This is a genomic window from Lachnoclostridium phytofermentans (genome assembly GCF_000733755.1).
GTDB classification, from domain to species: Bacteria; Bacillota; Clostridia; order Lachnospirales; family Lachnospiraceae; genus Lachnoclostridium; species Lachnoclostridium phytofermentans_A.
Genome location: NZ_JPOF01000002.1, coordinates 31,141 through 49,549, shown reverse-complemented (window position 1 = coordinate 49,549; position 18,409 = coordinate 31,141). Strand labels below are relative to the sequence as shown.

Sequence of the window (18,409 nt, the reverse complement as noted above, 5' to 3'; positions counted from 1 at the left end):
ATTCGGGAGGATATTGTCATGGTTTGGAGAATAATAATATGTCTGTTGTCTGGGTACGCCTTTGGTTGCATCTCAACGGGTTATGTTGTTGGAAAAATCAATCATGTGGACATCCGTAAATACGGAAGTGGAAACGCTGGCACAACAAATGCTTTAAGAACGCTTGGTTGGAAGGCGGGAGCCATCACCTTTCTGGGTGACTTCTTAAAAGCAATTATTCCAATCTTAGTATTTCGCAATATTATTTTTAAAGATATTGAGTATAATCAACTCCTTGCATTATATATGGGCCTTGGTATTGTACTTGGTCACTGCTATCCATTTTGGTTAGGGTTCAAAGGAGGAAAAGGGATAGCAGTAACCTCTGGTGTCATGGCAGCATTTGATCCTTTCTTAATACCATTTTTTATCGTTATCTTTGTAGGCGTTGTGATCCTTACGAAGTATGTATCCGTTGGTTCCATGTTAATATCCATTTTACTTCCTGTTTGGATCTTAATTCGTTATCCTGGAGAGCTACATATGTTTATTCTTGGCCTCTTATATGTAGCGTCTGCGATATACATGCATCGTGCTAATATAAAACGTTTACTAAATGGTACCGAAAATAAAATTGGCCAGAAGGTAAAAATAGAGAAAAACAGCTAGGACACAAAGTTGCTATTATATGAAAGACGCTAAAGCGTCAGAATCGAGGTTAGAATGAAAATTAGCGTTCTTGGTGCGGGAACCTGGGGAACAGCACTTACAATCTTACTTAGTAATAATGGACATGATGTGACACTATGGTCTGCATTAGAACAAGAAGTGGTAGCATTAAATTCTAATAGGAGAAGTATTCCAAATCTTCCTGGAGCAGTGTTACCAGATTCAGTAGTAGTGACCAATTCCCTAAGCGATACTTTTAAAGATCCAGAATTTGTAGTATTTGCAGTTGCTTCACCTTATGTTAGAGCAACCGCAAAGAGAGTATCGTCCTATGTAAAGGATCATATGATTATTGTAAATGTTGGTAAGGGGATTGAAGAGACTACTCTTGAAACCTTAACTGATATTATTGAGGATGAAATACCAAATGCGGATGTAGCTGTTATGTCCGGCCCAAGTCATGCAGAAGAGGTTAGCCGTGGAATTCCAACTACTTGCGTAGTTGGTGCAAAATCAAAGAAAACAGCATCTTTAATTCAAGATGCATTCATGAATGATTGTTTCCGAGTTTATACGAGCCCAGATATTATTGGTATCGAGTTAGGCGGTTCGTTAAAGAATGTAATAGCACTTGCTGCTGGTATTGCCGATGGGCTCGGTTTTGGTGATAATACGAAGGCTGCCTTAATGACAAGAGGAATTGCTGAGATTAGCCGCCTTGGTATGAAGATGGGCGGTAAGCTAGAAACTTTTTCCGGATTATCCGGAGTAGGTGATTTGTTTGTAACCTGTACAAGCAAACATAGCCGTAATCGTAATGCTGGATATCTGATTGGTAAAGGTTATACGATGAAAGAAGCAATGGATGAAGTAAAACAGGTAGTAGAAGGAGTTTATTCTGCAAAAGCTGCATTAAAGCTTTCAAAACAATATGAAGTTGAGATGCCTATTGTAGAGCAGATTAACTTAGTTTTGTTTGAAAATAAATCTGCGAAAGCAGCAGTAAGTGATTTGCTACTTCGCGACAAGACACAAGAAAACAATTCATTAGAGTGGTAAAAAAGGAGAGAAACAAATGAAAATCGCATTAATTAACGAAAATAGCCAGGCAGCTAAAAATGCCATTATTTATGAAAGTTTAACTAAGGTAGTAGAGCCAATGGGACATGAAGTATATAATTATGGTATGTTCGGTGCTGAGGATCCAAATTCCTTAACTTACGTACAGATTGGTATCTTAACTGCAGTTTTAATTAACTCAAAGGCAGCAGATTATGTAATCACAGGTTGTGGTACTGGTGAGGGTGCAATGCTTGCATGTAATTCCTTCCCTAATGTTGTATGCGGTCATGTAGTAGATCCATCCGATGCTTTCATGTTTTCACAGATTAACGATGGTAATGCAATTGCTCTTCCATTTGCAAAAGGATTTGGTTGGGGTGCTGAATTAAATCTTCAATATATTTTTGAAAAGTTATTTGATGGTGAAAGTGGACAAGGTTATCCAAAGGAAAGAGCTATTCCAATGGAGAAAAATAGAAAGATATTAAATGAAGTAAAGAAAGTTACTCATGTTGATTTAGTAACAATCTTAAAGAACTTAGACCAAGAATTAGTAAAAGGTGCTTTAAGTGGTGCTAAGTTTAAAGAATACTTCTATGCTAATTGTCAGTGTGACAAGATTAGAGCTGCGGTAGCTGAAATCGTAGGGGAATAATAAACAATTGTTGAATAAGTTTTGGAGGCTATAGATGAAAGAGGTAATAGTAATCGGAGTAGCAGGTGGATCTGCTTCTGGAAAAACAACGGTTGCAGCACGTTTAAAAGAAGAATTTAATGATAATGTGGAATTGATTTGTCATGACAGTTATTATTTAGCACATGATGATATGCCTTTTGAAGAACGTGTGAAGATTAATTATGATCATCCGAATGCATTTGATACGGAACGTATGTTAAAAGATATCCGTAGTTTAAAACAAGGGATAGCGATTAATTGTCCGGTCTATTCTTATTCGGAACACAATCGAACCAAGGAAACGGTCCATGTTAAGGCAACGAAGGTTATTATTATCGAAGGATTCTTGATTTTTGAAAACAAAGAACTTCGCGATTTGATGGATATTAAGATATTCGTGGACACGGATGCGGATGAACGTCTGGTACGTCGTATTTTACGAGATGTGAAGGAACGCGGTCGCAGTTTGGAGTCTGTCATTACGCAATACATCAATACAGTGAAACCTATGCATGAACAATTTGTAGAACCAACCAAAAAATATGCAGATATTATCATCCCACGAGGTGGTGAAAATCAGGTGGCACTTCAGATGGTAATGAATCGAATTAAAGCAATTGTAGAAGAAGAGACAAAGAACTAAGAATATTTTATTTGCCCCTTTCATATATATTACTAGCTTGTAATTATATGGAAGGGGTATTGTTATGGATAATTTTAATGTATACAAGGACATCAAAGCCCGAACCAATGGAGAAATATATATCGGTGTTGTAGGCCCGGTTCGTACCGGAAAATCCACTTTCATCAAGAGATTTATGGATTTGTTAGTAATACCGAATATAGAGGACGTACATAGTAGAGAGCGAGCTATTGATGAATTGCCACAGAGTGCTCAAGGGAAAACTGTAATGACAACAGAACCTAAATTTATCCCAAAAGAAGCAGTCGATATTCAGGTGCTTGGTGATGTTGATTTATCGGTAAGAATGATTGATTGTGTTGGTTACATGGTGGAAGGCGCGCTTGGTCATACGGAGAATGAACAGGAACGTTTGGTAAAGACTCCTTGGTTTGATTATGAGATACCGTTTACGCAAGCAGCGGAGATTGGGACAAAGAAGGTTATTAATGATCATTCTACCATTGGTATTGTTGTAACCTGTGATGGAAGTTTTGGAGATATTCCAAGAGATAGCTATGTAGTTCCAGAAGAGCGGACCATTGAAGAGCTAAAGAGAATAGGAAAACCATTCGTTGTTTTATTAAACTCCAATCGTCCTATGTCGGAAGATACGAAAGTGTTAGCAGAAAAGCTAAGTGAAAAATATGATGTAACTGTTATGCCAATCAATTGCGAACAGTTAAAGAAAGAAGATATCAGTAGAATTCTTAGTAATGTATTATCGGTGTTCCCGATAACCGAAATAAGCTTTTATCTTCCGAAATGGATTGAGATGTTTCCGAGAGATCATTACATCAAAAAATCGATTATTGATTCAGCAAAAGAGATGCTTCGTAAACTTCATCTAATGAAGGATGTAAATTCAGAGAATTGTATTGTAGATAATCCATATATCAATGAGTTTAAAGTAGATAAAATGGTAATGGAGGATGGCAGTGTCAGAATGATTGTTGACATTGATAACCGCTTCTATTATGACATTATCAGTGAGATGACAGGCATCCCTGTAAGTGGCGAATACGAATTCATGAAGATGATAAAAGATCTTGCAGCAAGAAAACAAGAATACGAAAAAGTTAGTAATGCCTGTGAACAAGTGAAACATAAAGGTTACGGAGTGGTATCTCCATCCCAAAATGAAATTGTGATCGAAGAACCACAAGTAATTCGTCACGGAAATAAATATGGTGTAAAGATTAAAGCCAATGCTCCATCTGTACACATGATTCAAGCAAATATTGAAACAGAAATTGCTCCTATCGTTGGAACTGAAGAGCAAGCACTTGATTTGATTGCTTATATGAAAGAACAAGCGGAAACCTCTCCAGATGGTATCTGGGAGACGAATATCTTTGGAAAGACAATGAAACAGTTAGTAGATGAAGGAATTGCTTCAAAGATTAATAAGATGAATGATGATAGCCAAATGAAACTTCAAGAAACCATGCAAAGAATTATCAATGAGAGCAATGGTGGATTGATTTGTATTATCATTTAAGTAAGGATGTATAAGAGAGGTGTTGTCTCATTAGTAATTCAGCTAATGAGATAGCACTTTTTTTGTTCATAACAAGGAGAAATTCATAAAGCATGCTTTTTCTTGTATCGAAGTGCAACTGTTTTGTGATACTGCACAAAAAAATGAAGATTATGGATACACTTATTGACATCACTACTAGATATTGGTATAATAATCGCGTAATATCCGTAATATTTATGTAATATATTAATAATAGATAGATCGCTACTCTTAGTTTGATAGAATTCATAAGAAACTAGCTACGAAATTAAAACTAACAAAATAGTGATTTAAAGTAAGAGAGAAGTAAAAAAAATCTGGGAGGTATGTCATGAAGCAGGCGATAAGGAAAGTAACGACAGCCATGACAATAGCAGCGATTTTAGTATGTACTTCGCAAGCTGTCACAACAAAGGCAGAAGAAATAAAAGAGGAAACGTCCTTAGCAGGTTTGTCAAAAGTATTAGAGCAATATAATAGCGAAGACATTGCTAATAAATCAGAAACAACGCTTTTATCTTCTCAGATTTCTATACCAGAGAATATAGCAATTGCAAAATGCAATGATTATGTAAATATTAGAGAAAAAGCAGGTACCTCTTATAATATCATAGGTATCTTAACAAAAGATTCTTATGGTATTGTATTAGAAGTTACAGATGGTTGGGCTAAGATTCAATCAGGTTTAGTTACAGGATATGTTTCAACGGATTATCTTTATATGGGGGCAGAAGGTGCTCAAAAGGCAAGAGAGATAGCAAGTCTTCTAGCAACAGTTACAGCAAATTCAGTTAATGTTAGAAAAGAACCATCAACCCTTACAAAAGACAACATTATTGAGGAAGTGGTAAAAGGAGAAGACCTACCTGTATTAAGCGCAGAAGTTGTTGCTAAGAATGATCCGGGTGCAGTTTTATGGGTTAAGGTTGCCTTAGATGATTCTGAAGGAGAAGAAGTTGTTGGTTATGTTGCAAAGGACTATGTCGAAGTAGGATATAAGTGGAAAACTGCTTCTAAGGTAGATGTCGAAGTAGCAAACTCTTCTCCGATTCGATATAATTTAGTAAATGAATCGAAAAAGTATATTGGCCTTCGTTACGTTTGGGGCGGAACAAGTTTAACCACAGGAGCGGATTGCTCCGGATTTGTGTGGGCTGTATATAAAAAGTGCGGATTGAATGTATCAAGTCTTAATCTTCCAAGAACGTCTTCTGAGATGGCCAGGGGAGGTAATAAGGTTACAAGTGCTACGATAAAGCCTGGAGATTTGGTGTTCTATGGAGATAGTAAAGGTCGTGTAAACCATGTAGCGATGTATATTGGAAACAATCAAGTAATTCATGAGAGTGGTAGAAAAACAGGATGTAAGATTTCCAATATGTATTATCGTAAAGTAGTTACAATGAGAAGTTATTTGCAATAAAAATATGGGGTGTCGTATTCAGAATATCTATTTTCTGTTTCGACACCCTTTACAATACCATTGACATTAATAGTTGATATTCCTATAATAAGAAGGTAGTGAAAATAAAAGACAATTTTCTCACGTCTGATTTAGGCAGTACCAAATTAGTAACAGATTTGATACTGTCTTGGCTTAAACTAATAAGCTATATTATCGGAACCAAAAGCCTGTTACGATAATCGGCAATAATAACTGAAGAAAGGGAATCCTGCATGCTGACTGTAATGCTAATAATTATTGCTTGTTTTATAGGAATTGTTATAAAAATAGAACATGATAAAACAACCAATAAAAAGAAACTAATTGCTAAATTAAACCGCCAATGGGGTGATGTACCTAAAGATGAATTTAGTCAAGAAAAATTAAATTCACTTTCCACTTACTATAAAGCAATTCAAAGAGAATCTGGAGATATTGATGCTATTACGTGGAATGACCTTGATATGGATCAGATTTTTATGACCATAAACAATACCTGTAGTGCTGCTGGTGAAGAATATTTATTTGCGTTACTTCATCAACCAGAATTTTCAGAAGAAAAATTAGTGGAGCGTAATCGATTGATAGAGTTCTTCCGTACGAATAAAGAAAAACGTCTGGAAGTTCAGACGATTCTTTCTGGTATGGGGAAGATGCGAAACATTAGCGTCTATGAGTATATGAACCGTCTCAATAACCTTCCAAGAGAGAACAATGCAACACATTATTTTTTAATTCTTTCCGTGGTGATTGCAGTAGCATATATCTTCGTAGATCCGATGATGGGATTTTTATTAACTGCCGGTACGGTAATTAATAATATTGTACGTTATTATAAACGCAAAGCTGAGATAGAAAAGTATTTTCAAGTAGTTACGTATATTATCCGGTTATTAGATAGTGCAAAGAAGATGAGTGAAGCCGATATTGAAGAACTTAGTAAATATGAGGACAAGCTTAGTAAAATCTCCAAGAGCTATGCAGGATTTCGAAAAGGAGCAGGTGTTGTTGCCTCGAAAAATCCGAATGGAAGTCTTGCAGATATGTTTTTAGACTATGTTCGTATGATATTTCATATCGATCTGATTAAATTCAATTCGATGATGAATACCTTTGATGATAAACAAGGAGAATTAAACCGTGTTTATGAAATCTTAGGTATGATTGATAGTATGATAGCAGTTGCTTCCTTCCGTGAATTAATGGAGGAATATTGTCTTCCTAAGCTAACAAAGAGTGCGAAACCTTTTCTTGAAGCAGAGAATATCTATCATCCAATGTTAAATGGTCCAGTTAAAAACAGCATCAAAGAACACCGAAGCGTATTAATTACTGGGTCGAATGCTTCTGGTAAATCGACTTTTATTAAGACACTTGCAATCAATGCAATTTTAGCACAGACTATTTATACCGTAATGAGTGATGAATATCATGCAAGCTTTTTTAAAGTGGCATCTTCTATGGCACTTCAGGATAATCTTTACGGAAATGAAAGTTATTATATCGTCGAAATCAAATCGTTAAAGAGAATACTTGATATGCTTGAGGATGAAGTACCGACACTATGCTTTGTAGACGAAGTGCTTCGTGGTACGAATACTTTAGAGCGTATCGCAGCGTCTTCTCGTATTTTATTAAGTTTATCGAGAGGAAATGCTATGTGTTTTGCAGCAACGCATGATATTGAATTAACACATATTCTTGAGAAGTATTATTCTAATTACCACTTCCAGGAACAGGTTGTAGATAATAATATTTTATTTGATTATGTTTTATATGAAGGAAGAGCAGTTTCTAAAAATGCAATTAAACTTCTTAGTATCATTGGTTATACCGACGATATTATTGATGCAGCAACAGAATCTGCGAATGAATTCTTAGATAAAGGTGAATGGAAGGTTATCGAATAGATAACCTCCTTCTTAAGTAAGAAATTAAAGTGAATGAAAACAATTCAAAGTGAATAGAAATCAATTCACTCTGCAAATGTGTACTGTCGCCTGAATGTGCGGATGGCGACAGAATGGAGGAGTATTATGAAGGTTACCATTTATACAGATGGTGCTGCCAGAGGAAATCCAGATGGTCCCGGTGGATACGGAACCATCTTATCTTATATAGATTCTACTGGTGTAGAACATATCAGAGAATACTCGGGTGGCTATAAAAAGACAACAAACAACCGAATGGAGTTAATGGCCGCTATCGTTGGGCTTGAAGCATTAACAAAGCCTTGCATGGTGACACTTTATTCGGATTCCCAATATGTAGTAAAGGCATTTAACGAACACTGGATTGACGGCTGGATAAAAAAGGGCTGGAAACGTGGTAAGAATGAGCCTGTTAAAAACGTGGATTTATGGAAGCGTTTGCTCGCTGCTATGAACCCTCATGAAGTAACGTTTTGTTGGGTAAAAGGGCATGATGGACATCCACAGAATGAACGATGTGATGTACTTGCGACGACAGCGGCAGATGGTGGAGATTTGGCGGATGATGTTATAGGCGAATAGAACTAGCGATTCCTATGAACCGATGTGACTGATCAATCACGAAACCGATTAGAAAGGAAGAACGTAAGATGGCACAACTAACTCCAATGATGCAACAGTACGTGGAGACAAAGGAACAATATAAAGATTGTATTCTTTTTTATCGTTTGGGTGACTTCTATGAGATGTTCTTTGAAGATGCTCTAGTAGCTTCTAAGGAATTAGAGATAACCTTAACCGGAAAAAATTGTGGTCAAGAAGAACGTGCTCCGATGTGTGGGATACCTTACCACGCAGCAGAGGGGTATATATCAAAGTTAATCGCAAAAGGATATAAAGTTGCAATATGTGAACAGGTAGAAGATCCTAAATTAGCAAAAGGAATTGTAAAAAGAGAGGTTATACGAATTGTTACGCCTGGGACAAATCTAAATACCCAGACATTAGATGAAACGAGAAACAATTATCTTATGGGGATTATTTACTCGGAAGAACTTTGCGGTATATCAACGGTTGATATTACAACAGGAGATTACTATGTAACTGAGGTTGAGAATAACCGTAAGATTTTAGATGAAATATATAAATATGCACCTTCGGAGATTGTTTGTAATCCAGAGTTTTTTAACAGTGGTCTTGATATCGAAGATTTAAAAAACAGATATCAGATTGCGATATCTTCCTTTGAAGACTGGTATTATGACACGGAACAGAGTGCAAAGACATTGAAAGAACATTTTAAAGTAGGTTCTTTGGATGGTTTAGGATTAAAAGATTATTCCATTGGAGTAAATGCAGCTGGAGCAATTTTAAAATATCTTTATACCACACAAAAAAACTCTCTAAGTCATTTGACACATATAACACCGTACATCACCAGCCGTTATATGGTAATTGATAGTTCCAGTAGAAGAAACTTAGAATTGACGGAGACACTTCGTGAAAAACAAAAGCGAGGGTCTCTTCTTTGGGTTTTAGATAAAACAAAAACAGCCATGGGTGCAAGAATGCTCCGTAGCTTTGTAGAACAACCTCTTATTACAGTGGATGGAATTTTAGCTCGATATGATGCAATTACAGAACTAAATAACAATGTTATCACGCGGGAAGAAATTCGTGAATACTTAAATTCTATTTATGATTTGGAACGTTTGATGGGAAAAATCAGCTATAAAAGCGCAAATCCAAGAGATTTAATCGCCTTTGCTTCATCCTTATCCATGCTTCCACATATCAAATACTTATTATCTTCCTGTGAATCCTCTTTGTTAAAGAAAATTCATGAGGAGATGGATGCACTTTCTGACTTGCAGAGTTTAATTGATCGTTCTATTGCAGAAGAACCACCGATTGGTATAAAAGAAGGTGGAATCATAAAGGAAGGTTTCCATGAAGAGGTTGACACCCTTCGAAAAGCAAAGACAGAAGGGAAAGTATGGCTTGCAGAATTGGAAGGAAAGGAAAAAGAACAAACAGGAATTAAAAACCTAAAGATTAAATACAACCGTGTCTTTGGGTATTATCTTGAAGTTACGAATTCCTATGCGGGTCTAGTACCGGCTAACTGGATTAGGAAACAGACTTTAGCAAATGCTGAGCGTTACACTACACCTGAATTAAAGGAATTAGAAGATAAGATATTAAATGCAGAGGACCGTTTATTCTCCCTTGAGTACGATTTATTTGCAGAGATAAGAGATCAAATTGCTGAAGAGGTAAAACGCATTCAAAAAACTGCAAAAGCAGTAGCAAAGATTGACGCATTTGCTTCGCTTGCCTATGTTGCAGAAAGAAATCAGTTTATTCGTCCAGAGCTAAATACCAATGGAACCATTGACATCAGAGAGGGAAGACATCCAGTAGTAGAGCAAATGATACCAAATGATATGTTTGTGTCAAACGATACGTATCTTGACAATGGGGATAAAAGGATTTCCATTATTACTGGTCCGAATATGGCAGGTAAGTCTACTTATATGAGACAGACTGCATTAATTGTATTAATGGCTCAAGTAGGTAGTTTTGTCCCAGCATCCTATGCAAACATTGGAATCGTAGACCGTATCTTTACCAGAGTGGGTGCTTCCGATGATTTAGCAAGCGGTCAAAGTACCTTTATGGTGGAGATGACCGAGGTAGCGAATATACTTCGTAATGCAACAAAAAACAGTCTTTTAATCCTAGATGAAATTGGTCGTGGTACAAGTACTTTTGATGGACTAAGTATTGCATGGGCAGTGATTGAACATATCAGTAATACCTCACTACTTGGGGCTAAGACATTGTTTGCAACGCACTACCATGAGTTGACAGAATTAGAGGGTAAGATACCTGGGGTTAACAATTACTGTATCGCTGTAAAAGAACAGGGAGAAGACATAGTCTTTCTTCGAAAGATTATCAAAGGCGGTGCGGATAAGAGTTATGGCATTCAGGTTGCAAAACTTGCGGGAGTTCCAAACTCTGTACTTGCTAGAGCAAGAGAAATTGTTGAGGAGCTAAGTGAGAAAGACATTGCAGAAAAAGCTAGGCAGATTGTATCTACTGCGGAAATTTCCAATGTAAAACAGACTGATGTAAAGGATTCTAAAGAACAAATAGAAACCTTAGGTCAGATGTCGTTCTTTCTAGCAGAAGAACCAAATCAGAAAAAGGCATCCTCTAAGTTTTCTGAAAAGTTGATACAGGAAATAAACCAATTTGACTTGGCAAATATGACTCCAGTGGAGGCATTATTAAAATTAGATAAATTACAGAAAAAAATACGATCCCAGACCTGATTCTGTTATGGGTATAGAGAATGATTCGAATTCTAATAAATATAAGAGCTATGGATTAATATAAGAGCTATGGATTAAAGTTATAGAATTCAGTTATTTATCAGGATGGTGGAAAAAGTAAGAAAGGAGGGAACTATGGCAAAAATAGCATTACTAGATCAAAGTACAATCAATCAGATAGCTGCAGGAGAAGTCGTGGAGCGGCCTGCTTCTGTGGTAAAAGAATTAATTGAAAATGCAATCGATGCAGGAGCTACCGCGGTAACCGCTGAGATTAAGGATGGCGGTATTAGCTTTATTCGAATTACAGATAACGGTGCAGGAATGGAAAAAGACGATATTCCTTTGGCATTTTTAAGACACTCGACAAGCAAAATTCATCGAATCGAAGACTTGCTAACAATTGGAAGTCTTGGGTTTCGTGGCGAGGCGTTATCCAGTATCGCGTCCGTAGCACAGGTGGAGCTTGTTACGAAGACAAGAACTGCCTTTACAGGGATAAGGTATCTAATTGAAGGTGGAGAAGAACAGAGTATGACTGAGATTGGTTGTCCAGATGGAACAACGTTTCTTGTTCGTAATTTATTTTTTAACACCCCTGCAAGAAGAAAATTCTTAAAGTCTGCGATGACGGAAGCATCTTATATTAGTGACTTAATGGAACGCTTAGCTGTTTCGCATCCGGATATTTCCTTCAAATTCATTAATAACAATAAGACGGTTCTTCATACCTTTGGGAACAGTCAGTTAAAAGATATCATATATCATGTTTACGGTAGAAATATTGCAGCAGAAGTTGTTGCTGTTGAAAATGGTAATGAACATATTAGTATCAGTGGATTTATTGGGAAGCCAATTATTTCTCGTGGAAATCGTAATTACGAGAATTATTTTATCAATGGTCGATATATAAAAAGTAATATTATTAATAAAGCGATTGAAGAAGCATACCGTCCATATTCCATGCAGCATAAATATCCATTTACAGCGATACATTTTAGCATCAATCCAGAATTTATAGATGTAAATGTTCACCCAACGAAGATGGAGGTTCGATTTCATAATTTTGAAGAACTTTATCAATTAACATTGACTTCCATTAAAGATGCGCTGAACAAAACGAATATGATCCCTAAAGTAAGTTTGTCGGAAGAAAAGGAAATAGTAAAAAAGGAGTCAGTTAGTGCGCCTGAACCATTTGAAGAAAATCGCAGAAGGTTAGAGTCTCAGGTACGCGAGCAAAATCATTCGATGGGGCATCAAGTGTCGAAGGAAAGAACGATATCAAGTTATCAAACACAGATAGATCCTAAAAGAGAAATCAAGGAAGAGATAAAAGAAACCGAAATTGGTCGATTAAGAGATGTGACCCTTCAAGGAAATTATATCGTTCCTTCGATTGATGAAAGGAAGACTTCCTTTACGGATGACTTTGAGAAAGAAACATCTCATAGGGCAGGGGAAGTTACAACTATAAAAGAAATAAAAGAATCAGATGTAATAAAGAATCAAGACGAGGATACCGCGAGTCTTAAAGAAAATACTACGATTCTAAAGGAATCCATGTCTTACACAACCAATGAGAGTCAGATAACGTTATTTCCTCAAAAGGAGGAAATACTGAAAGAAGAGAATCCATCAAAGGAAGTGTCTCTTTTATCGGAAGAAGGAATAAAACAGGCTCGGATTATAGGTCAGGTATTTAAAACCTACTGGTTAATTGAACTCGGAAATCAGTTGTATATTATAGATCAGCACGCTGCTCATGAAAAGGTATTATATGAGGCTACGATGAAGCGCTTAAAAGAAAAGGATACGATGTCTCAGCAACTCTGTCCTCCAATTATCCTTACTCTTAGTCTCAGAGAAGAAGAAGTGATTAAGGCTCATAAAGAGCTACTAAACATGCTTGGTTTTGAAATTGAACCATTTGGCGGTAAGGAGTATGCGGTAAGTGCGGTTCCTGCAGATATGTTTGGACTTGCAGGAGAACGTTTATTAATCGAGTTCATTGATGATTTGGTGGAAGAAATATCAAGAGGTACGCCTGATGTTATTTTAGAAAAGATTGCTTCGCTATCCTGTAAAGCTGCGGTGAAAGGGAATCATAATTTAAGTATGGAAGAAGCGCAGGAGTTAATGAACCAATTATTGACTTTGGAAAATCCATTTCACTGTCCACATGGACGACCAATTATCATTTCGATGACGAAGTATGAATTGGAGAAAAAATTTAAACGTGTGCTATAGCGAGTGCAAAGTTATTGCTATAAGAAATCGAGGTGAATTAGTTGCAACCATTGGTCATTCTAACAGGACCAACAGCAGTTGGGAAAACAAAATTATCGATTGATCTTGCAAAAAGAATCAATGGTGAAATCATATCTGCAGATTCGATGCAGGTATATCGTCATATGGACATCGGAACAGCAAAAATTACACCAGAGGAGATGGATGGGATCACCCATTATCTAGTAGATGAATTTGAGCCAGACGATGAGTTTAATGTGGTAAAGTTTAAAGATTATGCAAAGAAAGCAATAAGTGAGATTTATTCGAAGGGAAAACTTCCAATCATTGTAGGAGGTACAGGATTTTATATACAGGCGGTCTTAAAGGATATAGATTTTACAGAGAATGATGCTGATACGCCGTATCGAAAAGAATTAGAGGAATTCGCTAGAGTAGAAGGTGCGATAAAATTACACGATATGTTAAAACAATGTGATAAAAAGGCAGCCGAAGCAATTCATCCTAATAATATTAAGCGTACGATACGAGCAATTGAATATTATAAATTAACAGGTGAGCCAATCTCTAGACATAATGAGGAACAAAGTAGGAATGAATCACCTTATCAGTTTGCTTATTTTGTATTAAACAATGAAAGAGAAATTCTGTATGAAAACATTAATCTTCGAGTGGATAAGATGCTTGATGATGGTCTAGTTAAAGAAGTTGCATGGCTAAAAGAACAAGGGTATGACCGTTCTCTTGTTAGTATGCAAGGGTTAGGCTATAAGGAGATTTATGCTTATCTGGAAGGAGAATGTACCCTAGAAGAGGCAATTTATATGTTAAAGAGAGATACCAGACACTTTGCGAAACGGCAGCTTACTTGGTTTAAAAGGGAGCAGGATGTGATATGGTTATCTAAAAGTGATTATGGCAGTGAAGAAGATATCCTTGCTACAATGTTAGAGGTACTAAAAGAAAAAGGAATAATGAAGTAGCAATAAAAGTATGACTGGAGGAAACATGAACAACGAAACAAAAAATATCTCATCGATGTATGGAGATTTAAAGATAAATAAAAAAGTACAAGATTTTTGCGAAGAGACACTTCGAAGTTTAAAAGAAAGATTTGACCGAATTGATGAGGTGGCTGAGTATAATCAATTAAAGGTGTTAAAAGCGATGCAGGATAACCGTGTCTCGGATACACATTTTGCAGCTACTACAGGATATGGTTACAATGACTTAGGAAGAGATACGTTAGAAGATGTATATGCGGCTGTCTTTCATGCAGAAGCAGCATTGGTTCGCCCTCAGCTCGTCTGTGGCACGCATGCATTAACAATCGCACTATCAGGGAACTTACGTCCTGGTGATGAGATTTTATCTCCAGTTGGTAAACCATACGATACCTTAGAAGGTGTTATTGGTATCACAGAATCTAGAGGATCGCTCAAAGAATATGGGATTACGTATGCTCAAGTAGACTTACTACCAGATGGTGGATTTGATTATGATAATATTAAAAAAAGCATCAATGAACGTACTAAGTTGGTGACAATTCAACGTTCCAAGGGATATCAGACAAGACCAACGTTATCGGTAGAACAAATTGGTGAGTTGATTTCCTTTGTGAAGAGTATAAAACCTGATTTAATATGCATGGTTGACAATTGCTATGGAGAATTTGTTGAGAGAATAGAACCTACCGATGTTGGTGCAGATCTTTGTGTTGGTTCTTTGATTAAAAATCCCGGCGGTGGATTAGCCCCTATTGGTGGTTATATCGTTGGAAAAACAGAGTATGTTGACAATGCTGCTTTTCGTTTGACAGCACCAGGACTTGGAAAAGAGGTTGGAGCTACCTTAGGTCTAAATCAAACGCTGTATCAAGGTTTCTTCTTAGCTCCAACGGTTGTTGCGGGTGCATTAAAAGGTGCAATATTTGCTGCTAATATCTATGAGAAGTTAGGATTTCCTGTGATTCCAAATGGTACCGAGGAGAGGTATGATATCATTCAGGCAGTTACTCTTAAATCACCAGAGGCGATTATTGAGTTTTGTAAGGGAATCCAAGCGGCAGCACCTGTAGATTCTTATGTCACTCCAGAACCATGGGCAATGCCAGGGTATCACTCAGAAGTCATTATGGCAGCAGGTGCTTTTGTTCAGGGCTCATCGATTGAGTTATCTGCAGATGCTCCGATTGAACCGCCATATGCCGTTTATTTTCAGGGGGGATTAACCTGGTATCATGCGAAATTTGGTATTATGATGTCGTTACAAAAACTAGTGGATGCAGGGCTTGTTCAGTTACCTTAAATAGTGTTATCTTGTGATATAAAACACGCAACTACACAATTTATTGTGTACAAATATAGAGGGATATGGTAATATAAAAGGTGATTTAGTAGGAAAGCATGTATAAGAAAACAACTTCATGATCTGGATGAAATTAGACAGGAACAAAAAAATCTCTATGCAATCCGTAATTATCAAAAAGTTGTGAAAAAACGTGCGAAAGAATGGAGAAGAACATGGCAAGACTAGCAGGAAAGAACGGATGGACTTTACTAATCTTTTTATTATCAGGTATTGTACTTGGTGGATTTTTAGGATATTTAGCAAAGGATGTCTCTTGGCTTTCATGGCTTAATTTTGGACAAGAATTCGGGCTTGGATCACCGGACGGCACCGGCATTACAAGTCTTAATCTTGGTGTTGTAATCTTATCCTTTGGACTACGCATTAAGATTACCATTGCAAGTATTTTAGGTATGATTATATCCATGATTATATACCGTAAACTGTAAGCTTAGCTACTTGGAGAGAGTAGAATGGAGCTAAAATGAAACAGTTTTTTTCCATGAAGGAACTTCCAGCTTCGGAACGCCCTTATGAAAAATGTGAAAGGGACGGGGCTTCTGCCCTGTCTGATGCCGAATTGATTGCGGTGATCCTTCGAACTGGTTCTAACGAAATCCGTTGTACAGAACTGGCTGCCAAGATATTAAGTTATTCGAACACCTATCCTGGTCTTCGTGGAATATCACGAATGTCACAAAAAGATTTTATGAGTATTCATGGAATTGGTAGAGTGAAAGCGATACAGCTTCTATGTTTAACAGAACTGTCGATTCGTATGGCGAAAGCATCCTTTACCAAAGGGGTACGTTATACCGATCCAAACTCTGTGGCAGAATATTATATGCAGGAGATGAGAAGTTTAAAAACCGAACAATCACGGTTGCTAATGTTTGATACGAAAAGTAAGTTGCTACGTGAGGAACTCATATCGATAGGTACAGTGAATGCATCTATTATGTCACCAAGAGAGGTGTTTTTATTAGCAGTGAAGTATGAAGCTGTCTATATCATATTGCTTCATAATCATCCGAGCGGAGACCCAACCCCTAGCAAAGAGGATATCATGGTAACCAAAAGGATGAAAGAAGCTGGAGAATTACTTGGAGTAACACTTATGGATCATATTATTATTGGCGACAATAGATATATAAGTTTAAAGGAACAGGGAACAATATAACTTATTAGAAGCTGCGAAGCAGATTCTGATAAAAGGTGCGTTTTGCAACGTAAATCCGATTATTGAAACATGCCTTTTGTTTCAATAATATAATTTATTCGAAGTTTTATTTTTAACTTCTGATAAGGTGCAGTTATTGCACTTACAATCTAATGATAGGAACTTGTTTATAGTTCCTATCATATAACTTCCCATGTAAGTGAGGAAGCAAATAATAAGCGTTTGCTTTGACGTAATATAGTAATTGGAAGGGAGACTTACTATGGCCGCAAAATTGTTTGGCATTGATTTTGGAACAAGCACCATTAAGATATATAAGAAGAACGAAGGCGTAATCTTTGATGCTAAAAATATCATTGCGATTGCAGATAAAAAGCGTGTTATCGCAATTGGCGATGAGGCCTTTGAGATGTATGGGAAAGCGCCAAGCAATATCGAAGTTGATTATCCTGTTAGAAATGGTGTAATTGCAAATATTGAAAATATGTTAGCGTTATTAAATCACGCCTTTGACCAGCTAGGGAAAAAGCATGGTAAGTTTACGGGAGCTGAATTTTTAGTAGCAACACCAACGGACATCACAGAAGTTGAGAAAAGAGCCTTTTTTGATTTAGTAGCAAATTCAAATGCGAAAAGCAAAAAAATCCGTATTGTAGAAAAACCAATTGCAGATGCTTTGGGAGCTGGGCTTAATGTTACCAAGGCACGTGGTGTTATGATTGTAGATATTGGTGCGGATACAACAGAAGTCTCTATTATGTCTTTGGGGGGTATCGTATTAAGTAAATTGATACCGATTGGTGGTAATAAATTAGATGAATCTATTATTCTTAATGTAAAGAAGCAGTATAATCTATACATCGGTCATAAGACTGCCGAAACGATTAAAAAAGAATTAGCATGTGCATTAAAAAGTGAAGAAAAAACGATAAAAGTATATGGTCGAGATGTGGTTACAGGCCTTCCGTTAGAGAAAGAAATCACATCTTCCTTTGTCTATGAGACGATATCAGAACATCTATTGTCTATCATAGATGCCATCCGCATTATCTTAGAGAGAACTCCACCAGAGATTTCTTCAGATATTATTGACCTTGGTATCTATATTACTGGCGGTTCTGCCAATATCAAATATCTCGATCAGTTGATGTCTCATGACACCGACCTCAAAATTAATATATGCAATGATTCTGCCAATACGGTAGTAAATGGTCTTGGCAAAATTATTGAAGATCCTAAGCTTAGTTCTTTGGCTCTCACTTTAAAACAAACCTATTACGGAGTTTAAAGGGAAGCAATGTACTTCACATTAATATCGATTAGG

General features: G+C 36.8%; 15 protein-coding genes. All 15 read left to right on the top strand.

The features are described from left to right. The first annotated feature begins 18 nt into the window (after nt 1-18). The 15 genes from plsY to CC92_RS0102730 all read left to right on the top strand — a co-directional run bounded on the left by plsY (nt 19) and on the right by CC92_RS0102730 (nt 18,373). Complete coding sequence (plsY, locus tag CC92_RS0102800) at nt 19-648, top strand: glycerol-3-phosphate 1-O-acyltransferase PlsY (RefSeq protein WP_029504607.1); 630 nt, start codon at nt 19-21, stop codon at nt 646-648. A gap of 54 nt (nt 649-702) precedes the next feature. Then, nucleotides 703-1,707 (top strand): NAD(P)H-dependent glycerol-3-phosphate dehydrogenase, encoded by a 1,005-nt coding sequence (locus CC92_RS0102795; protein WP_029504608.1) that lies wholly within the window; start codon nt 703-705, stop codon nt 1,705-1,707. 16 nt (nt 1,708-1,723) lie between these two features. Then, a complete protein-coding gene (locus tag CC92_RS0102790) occupies nt 1,724-2,365 on the top strand; it encodes an RpiB/LacA/LacB family sugar-phosphate isomerase (RefSeq protein WP_029504609.1) in 642 nt (213 codons plus the stop codon). A 34-nt stretch (nt 2,366-2,399) separates the two neighbouring features. Then, complete coding sequence (gene udk, locus CC92_RS0102785; protein WP_029504610.1) at nt 2,400-3,029, top strand: uridine kinase; 630 nt, start codon at nt 2,400-2,402, stop codon at nt 3,027-3,029. Between the two features lie 64 nt (nt 3,030-3,093). Then, nucleotides 3,094-4,569: a stage IV sporulation protein A gene (spoIVA, locus tag CC92_RS0102780; RefSeq protein ID WP_029504611.1), complete on the top strand. Its 1,476-nt coding sequence runs from the start codon at nt 3,094-3,096 to the stop codon at nt 4,567-4,569. A 352-nt stretch (nt 4,570-4,921) separates the two neighbouring features. Further along, entirely contained in the window at nt 4,922-6,013 is a 1,092-nt protein-coding gene (locus CC92_RS0102775) for a C40 family peptidase (RefSeq protein ID WP_051650873.1), read from the top strand. A 254-nt stretch (nt 6,014-6,267) separates the two neighbouring features. Further along, nucleotides 6,268-7,944 (top strand): MutS-related protein, encoded by a 1,677-nt coding sequence (locus CC92_RS0102770; protein WP_029504614.1) that lies wholly within the window; start codon nt 6,268-6,270, stop codon nt 7,942-7,944. A gap of 126 nt (nt 7,945-8,070) precedes the next feature. Continuing rightward, a complete protein-coding gene (gene rnhA, locus CC92_RS0102765) occupies nt 8,071-8,547 on the top strand; it encodes a ribonuclease HI (protein ID WP_029504615.1) in 477 nt (158 codons plus the stop codon). Nucleotides 8,548-8,615: 68 nt separating this feature from the next. Continuing rightward, entirely contained in the window at nt 8,616-11,306 is a 2,691-nt protein-coding gene (gene mutS, locus CC92_RS0102760) for a DNA mismatch repair protein MutS (RefSeq protein WP_029504616.1), read from the top strand. A gap of 135 nt (nt 11,307-11,441) precedes the next feature. Then, the gene (gene mutL, locus CC92_RS0102755) at nt 11,442-13,556 is read left to right on the top strand and encodes a DNA mismatch repair endonuclease MutL (RefSeq protein WP_029504617.1); all 2,115 of its coding nucleotides are present in this window, start codon (nt 11,442-11,444) and stop codon (nt 13,554-13,556) included. Between the two features lie 41 nt (nt 13,557-13,597). Beyond that, complete coding sequence (miaA, locus tag CC92_RS0102750; protein WP_029504618.1) at nt 13,598-14,539, top strand: tRNA (adenosine(37)-N6)-dimethylallyltransferase MiaA; 942 nt, start codon at nt 13,598-13,600, stop codon at nt 14,537-14,539. Nucleotides 14,540-14,564: 25 nt separating this feature from the next. Continuing rightward, entirely contained in the window at nt 14,565-15,863 is a 1,299-nt protein-coding gene (locus CC92_RS0102745) for an aminotransferase class I/II-fold pyridoxal phosphate-dependent enzyme (RefSeq protein ID WP_029504620.1), read from the top strand. 215 nt (nt 15,864-16,078) lie between these two features. Next, nucleotides 16,079-16,354, top strand: coding sequence for a DUF4321 domain-containing protein (locus tag CC92_RS0102740; protein ID WP_029504621.1), 276 nt, complete (start codon nt 16,079-16,081; stop codon nt 16,352-16,354). 35 nt (nt 16,355-16,389) lie between these two features. After that, the gene (gene radC, locus CC92_RS0102735; RefSeq protein ID WP_029504622.1) at nt 16,390-17,085 is read left to right on the top strand and encodes a RadC family protein; all 696 of its coding nucleotides are present in this window, start codon (nt 16,390-16,392) and stop codon (nt 17,083-17,085) included. A 262-nt stretch (nt 17,086-17,347) separates the two neighbouring features. Further along, nucleotides 17,348-18,373 carry a rod shape-determining protein gene (locus CC92_RS0102730; protein ID WP_029504623.1) on the top strand — a complete coding sequence of 342 codons (1,026 nt, stop codon included), beginning with the start codon at nt 17,348-17,350 and terminating at the stop codon, nt 18,371-18,373. The last annotated feature ends 36 nt before the right edge of the window (nt 18,374-18,409 follow it).

Coding starts and splice junctions, on each gene's coding strand:
- mutS (WP_029504616.1), top strand. CDS start 8,616: ATGGCACAACTAACTCCAATGATGCAACAGTACGTGGAGACAAAGGAA.
- mutL (WP_029504617.1), top strand. CDS start 11,442: ATGGCAAAAATAGCATTACTAGATCAAAGTACAATCAATCAGATAGCT.
- udk (WP_029504610.1), top strand. CDS start 2,400: ATGAAAGAGGTAATAGTAATCGGAGTAGCAGGTGGATCTGCTTCTGGA.
- spoIVA (WP_029504611.1), top strand. CDS start 3,094: ATGGATAATTTTAATGTATACAAGGACATCAAAGCCCGAACCAATGGA.
- CC92_RS0102730 (WP_029504623.1), top strand. CDS start 17,348: ATGGCCGCAAAATTGTTTGGCATTGATTTTGGAACAAGCACCATTAAG.
- plsY (WP_029504607.1), top strand. CDS start 19: ATGGTTTGGAGAATAATAATATGTCTGTTGTCTGGGTACGCCTTTGGT.
- CC92_RS0102740 (WP_029504621.1), top strand. CDS start 16,079: ATGGCAAGACTAGCAGGAAAGAACGGATGGACTTTACTAATCTTTTTA.
- rnhA (WP_029504615.1), top strand. CDS start 8,071: ATGAAGGTTACCATTTATACAGATGGTGCTGCCAGAGGAAATCCAGAT.
- CC92_RS0102745 (WP_029504620.1), top strand. CDS start 14,565: ATGAACAACGAAACAAAAAATATCTCATCGATGTATGGAGATTTAAAG.
- radC (WP_029504622.1), top strand. CDS start 16,390: ATGAAACAGTTTTTTTCCATGAAGGAACTTCCAGCTTCGGAACGCCCT.
- CC92_RS0102795 (WP_029504608.1), top strand. CDS start 703: ATGAAAATTAGCGTTCTTGGTGCGGGAACCTGGGGAACAGCACTTACA.
- CC92_RS0102790 (WP_029504609.1), top strand. CDS start 1,724: ATGAAAATCGCATTAATTAACGAAAATAGCCAGGCAGCTAAAAATGCC.
- CC92_RS0102770 (WP_029504614.1), top strand. CDS start 6,268: ATGCTGACTGTAATGCTAATAATTATTGCTTGTTTTATAGGAATTGTT.
- CC92_RS0102775 (WP_051650873.1), top strand. CDS start 4,922: ATGAAGCAGGCGATAAGGAAAGTAACGACAGCCATGACAATAGCAGCG.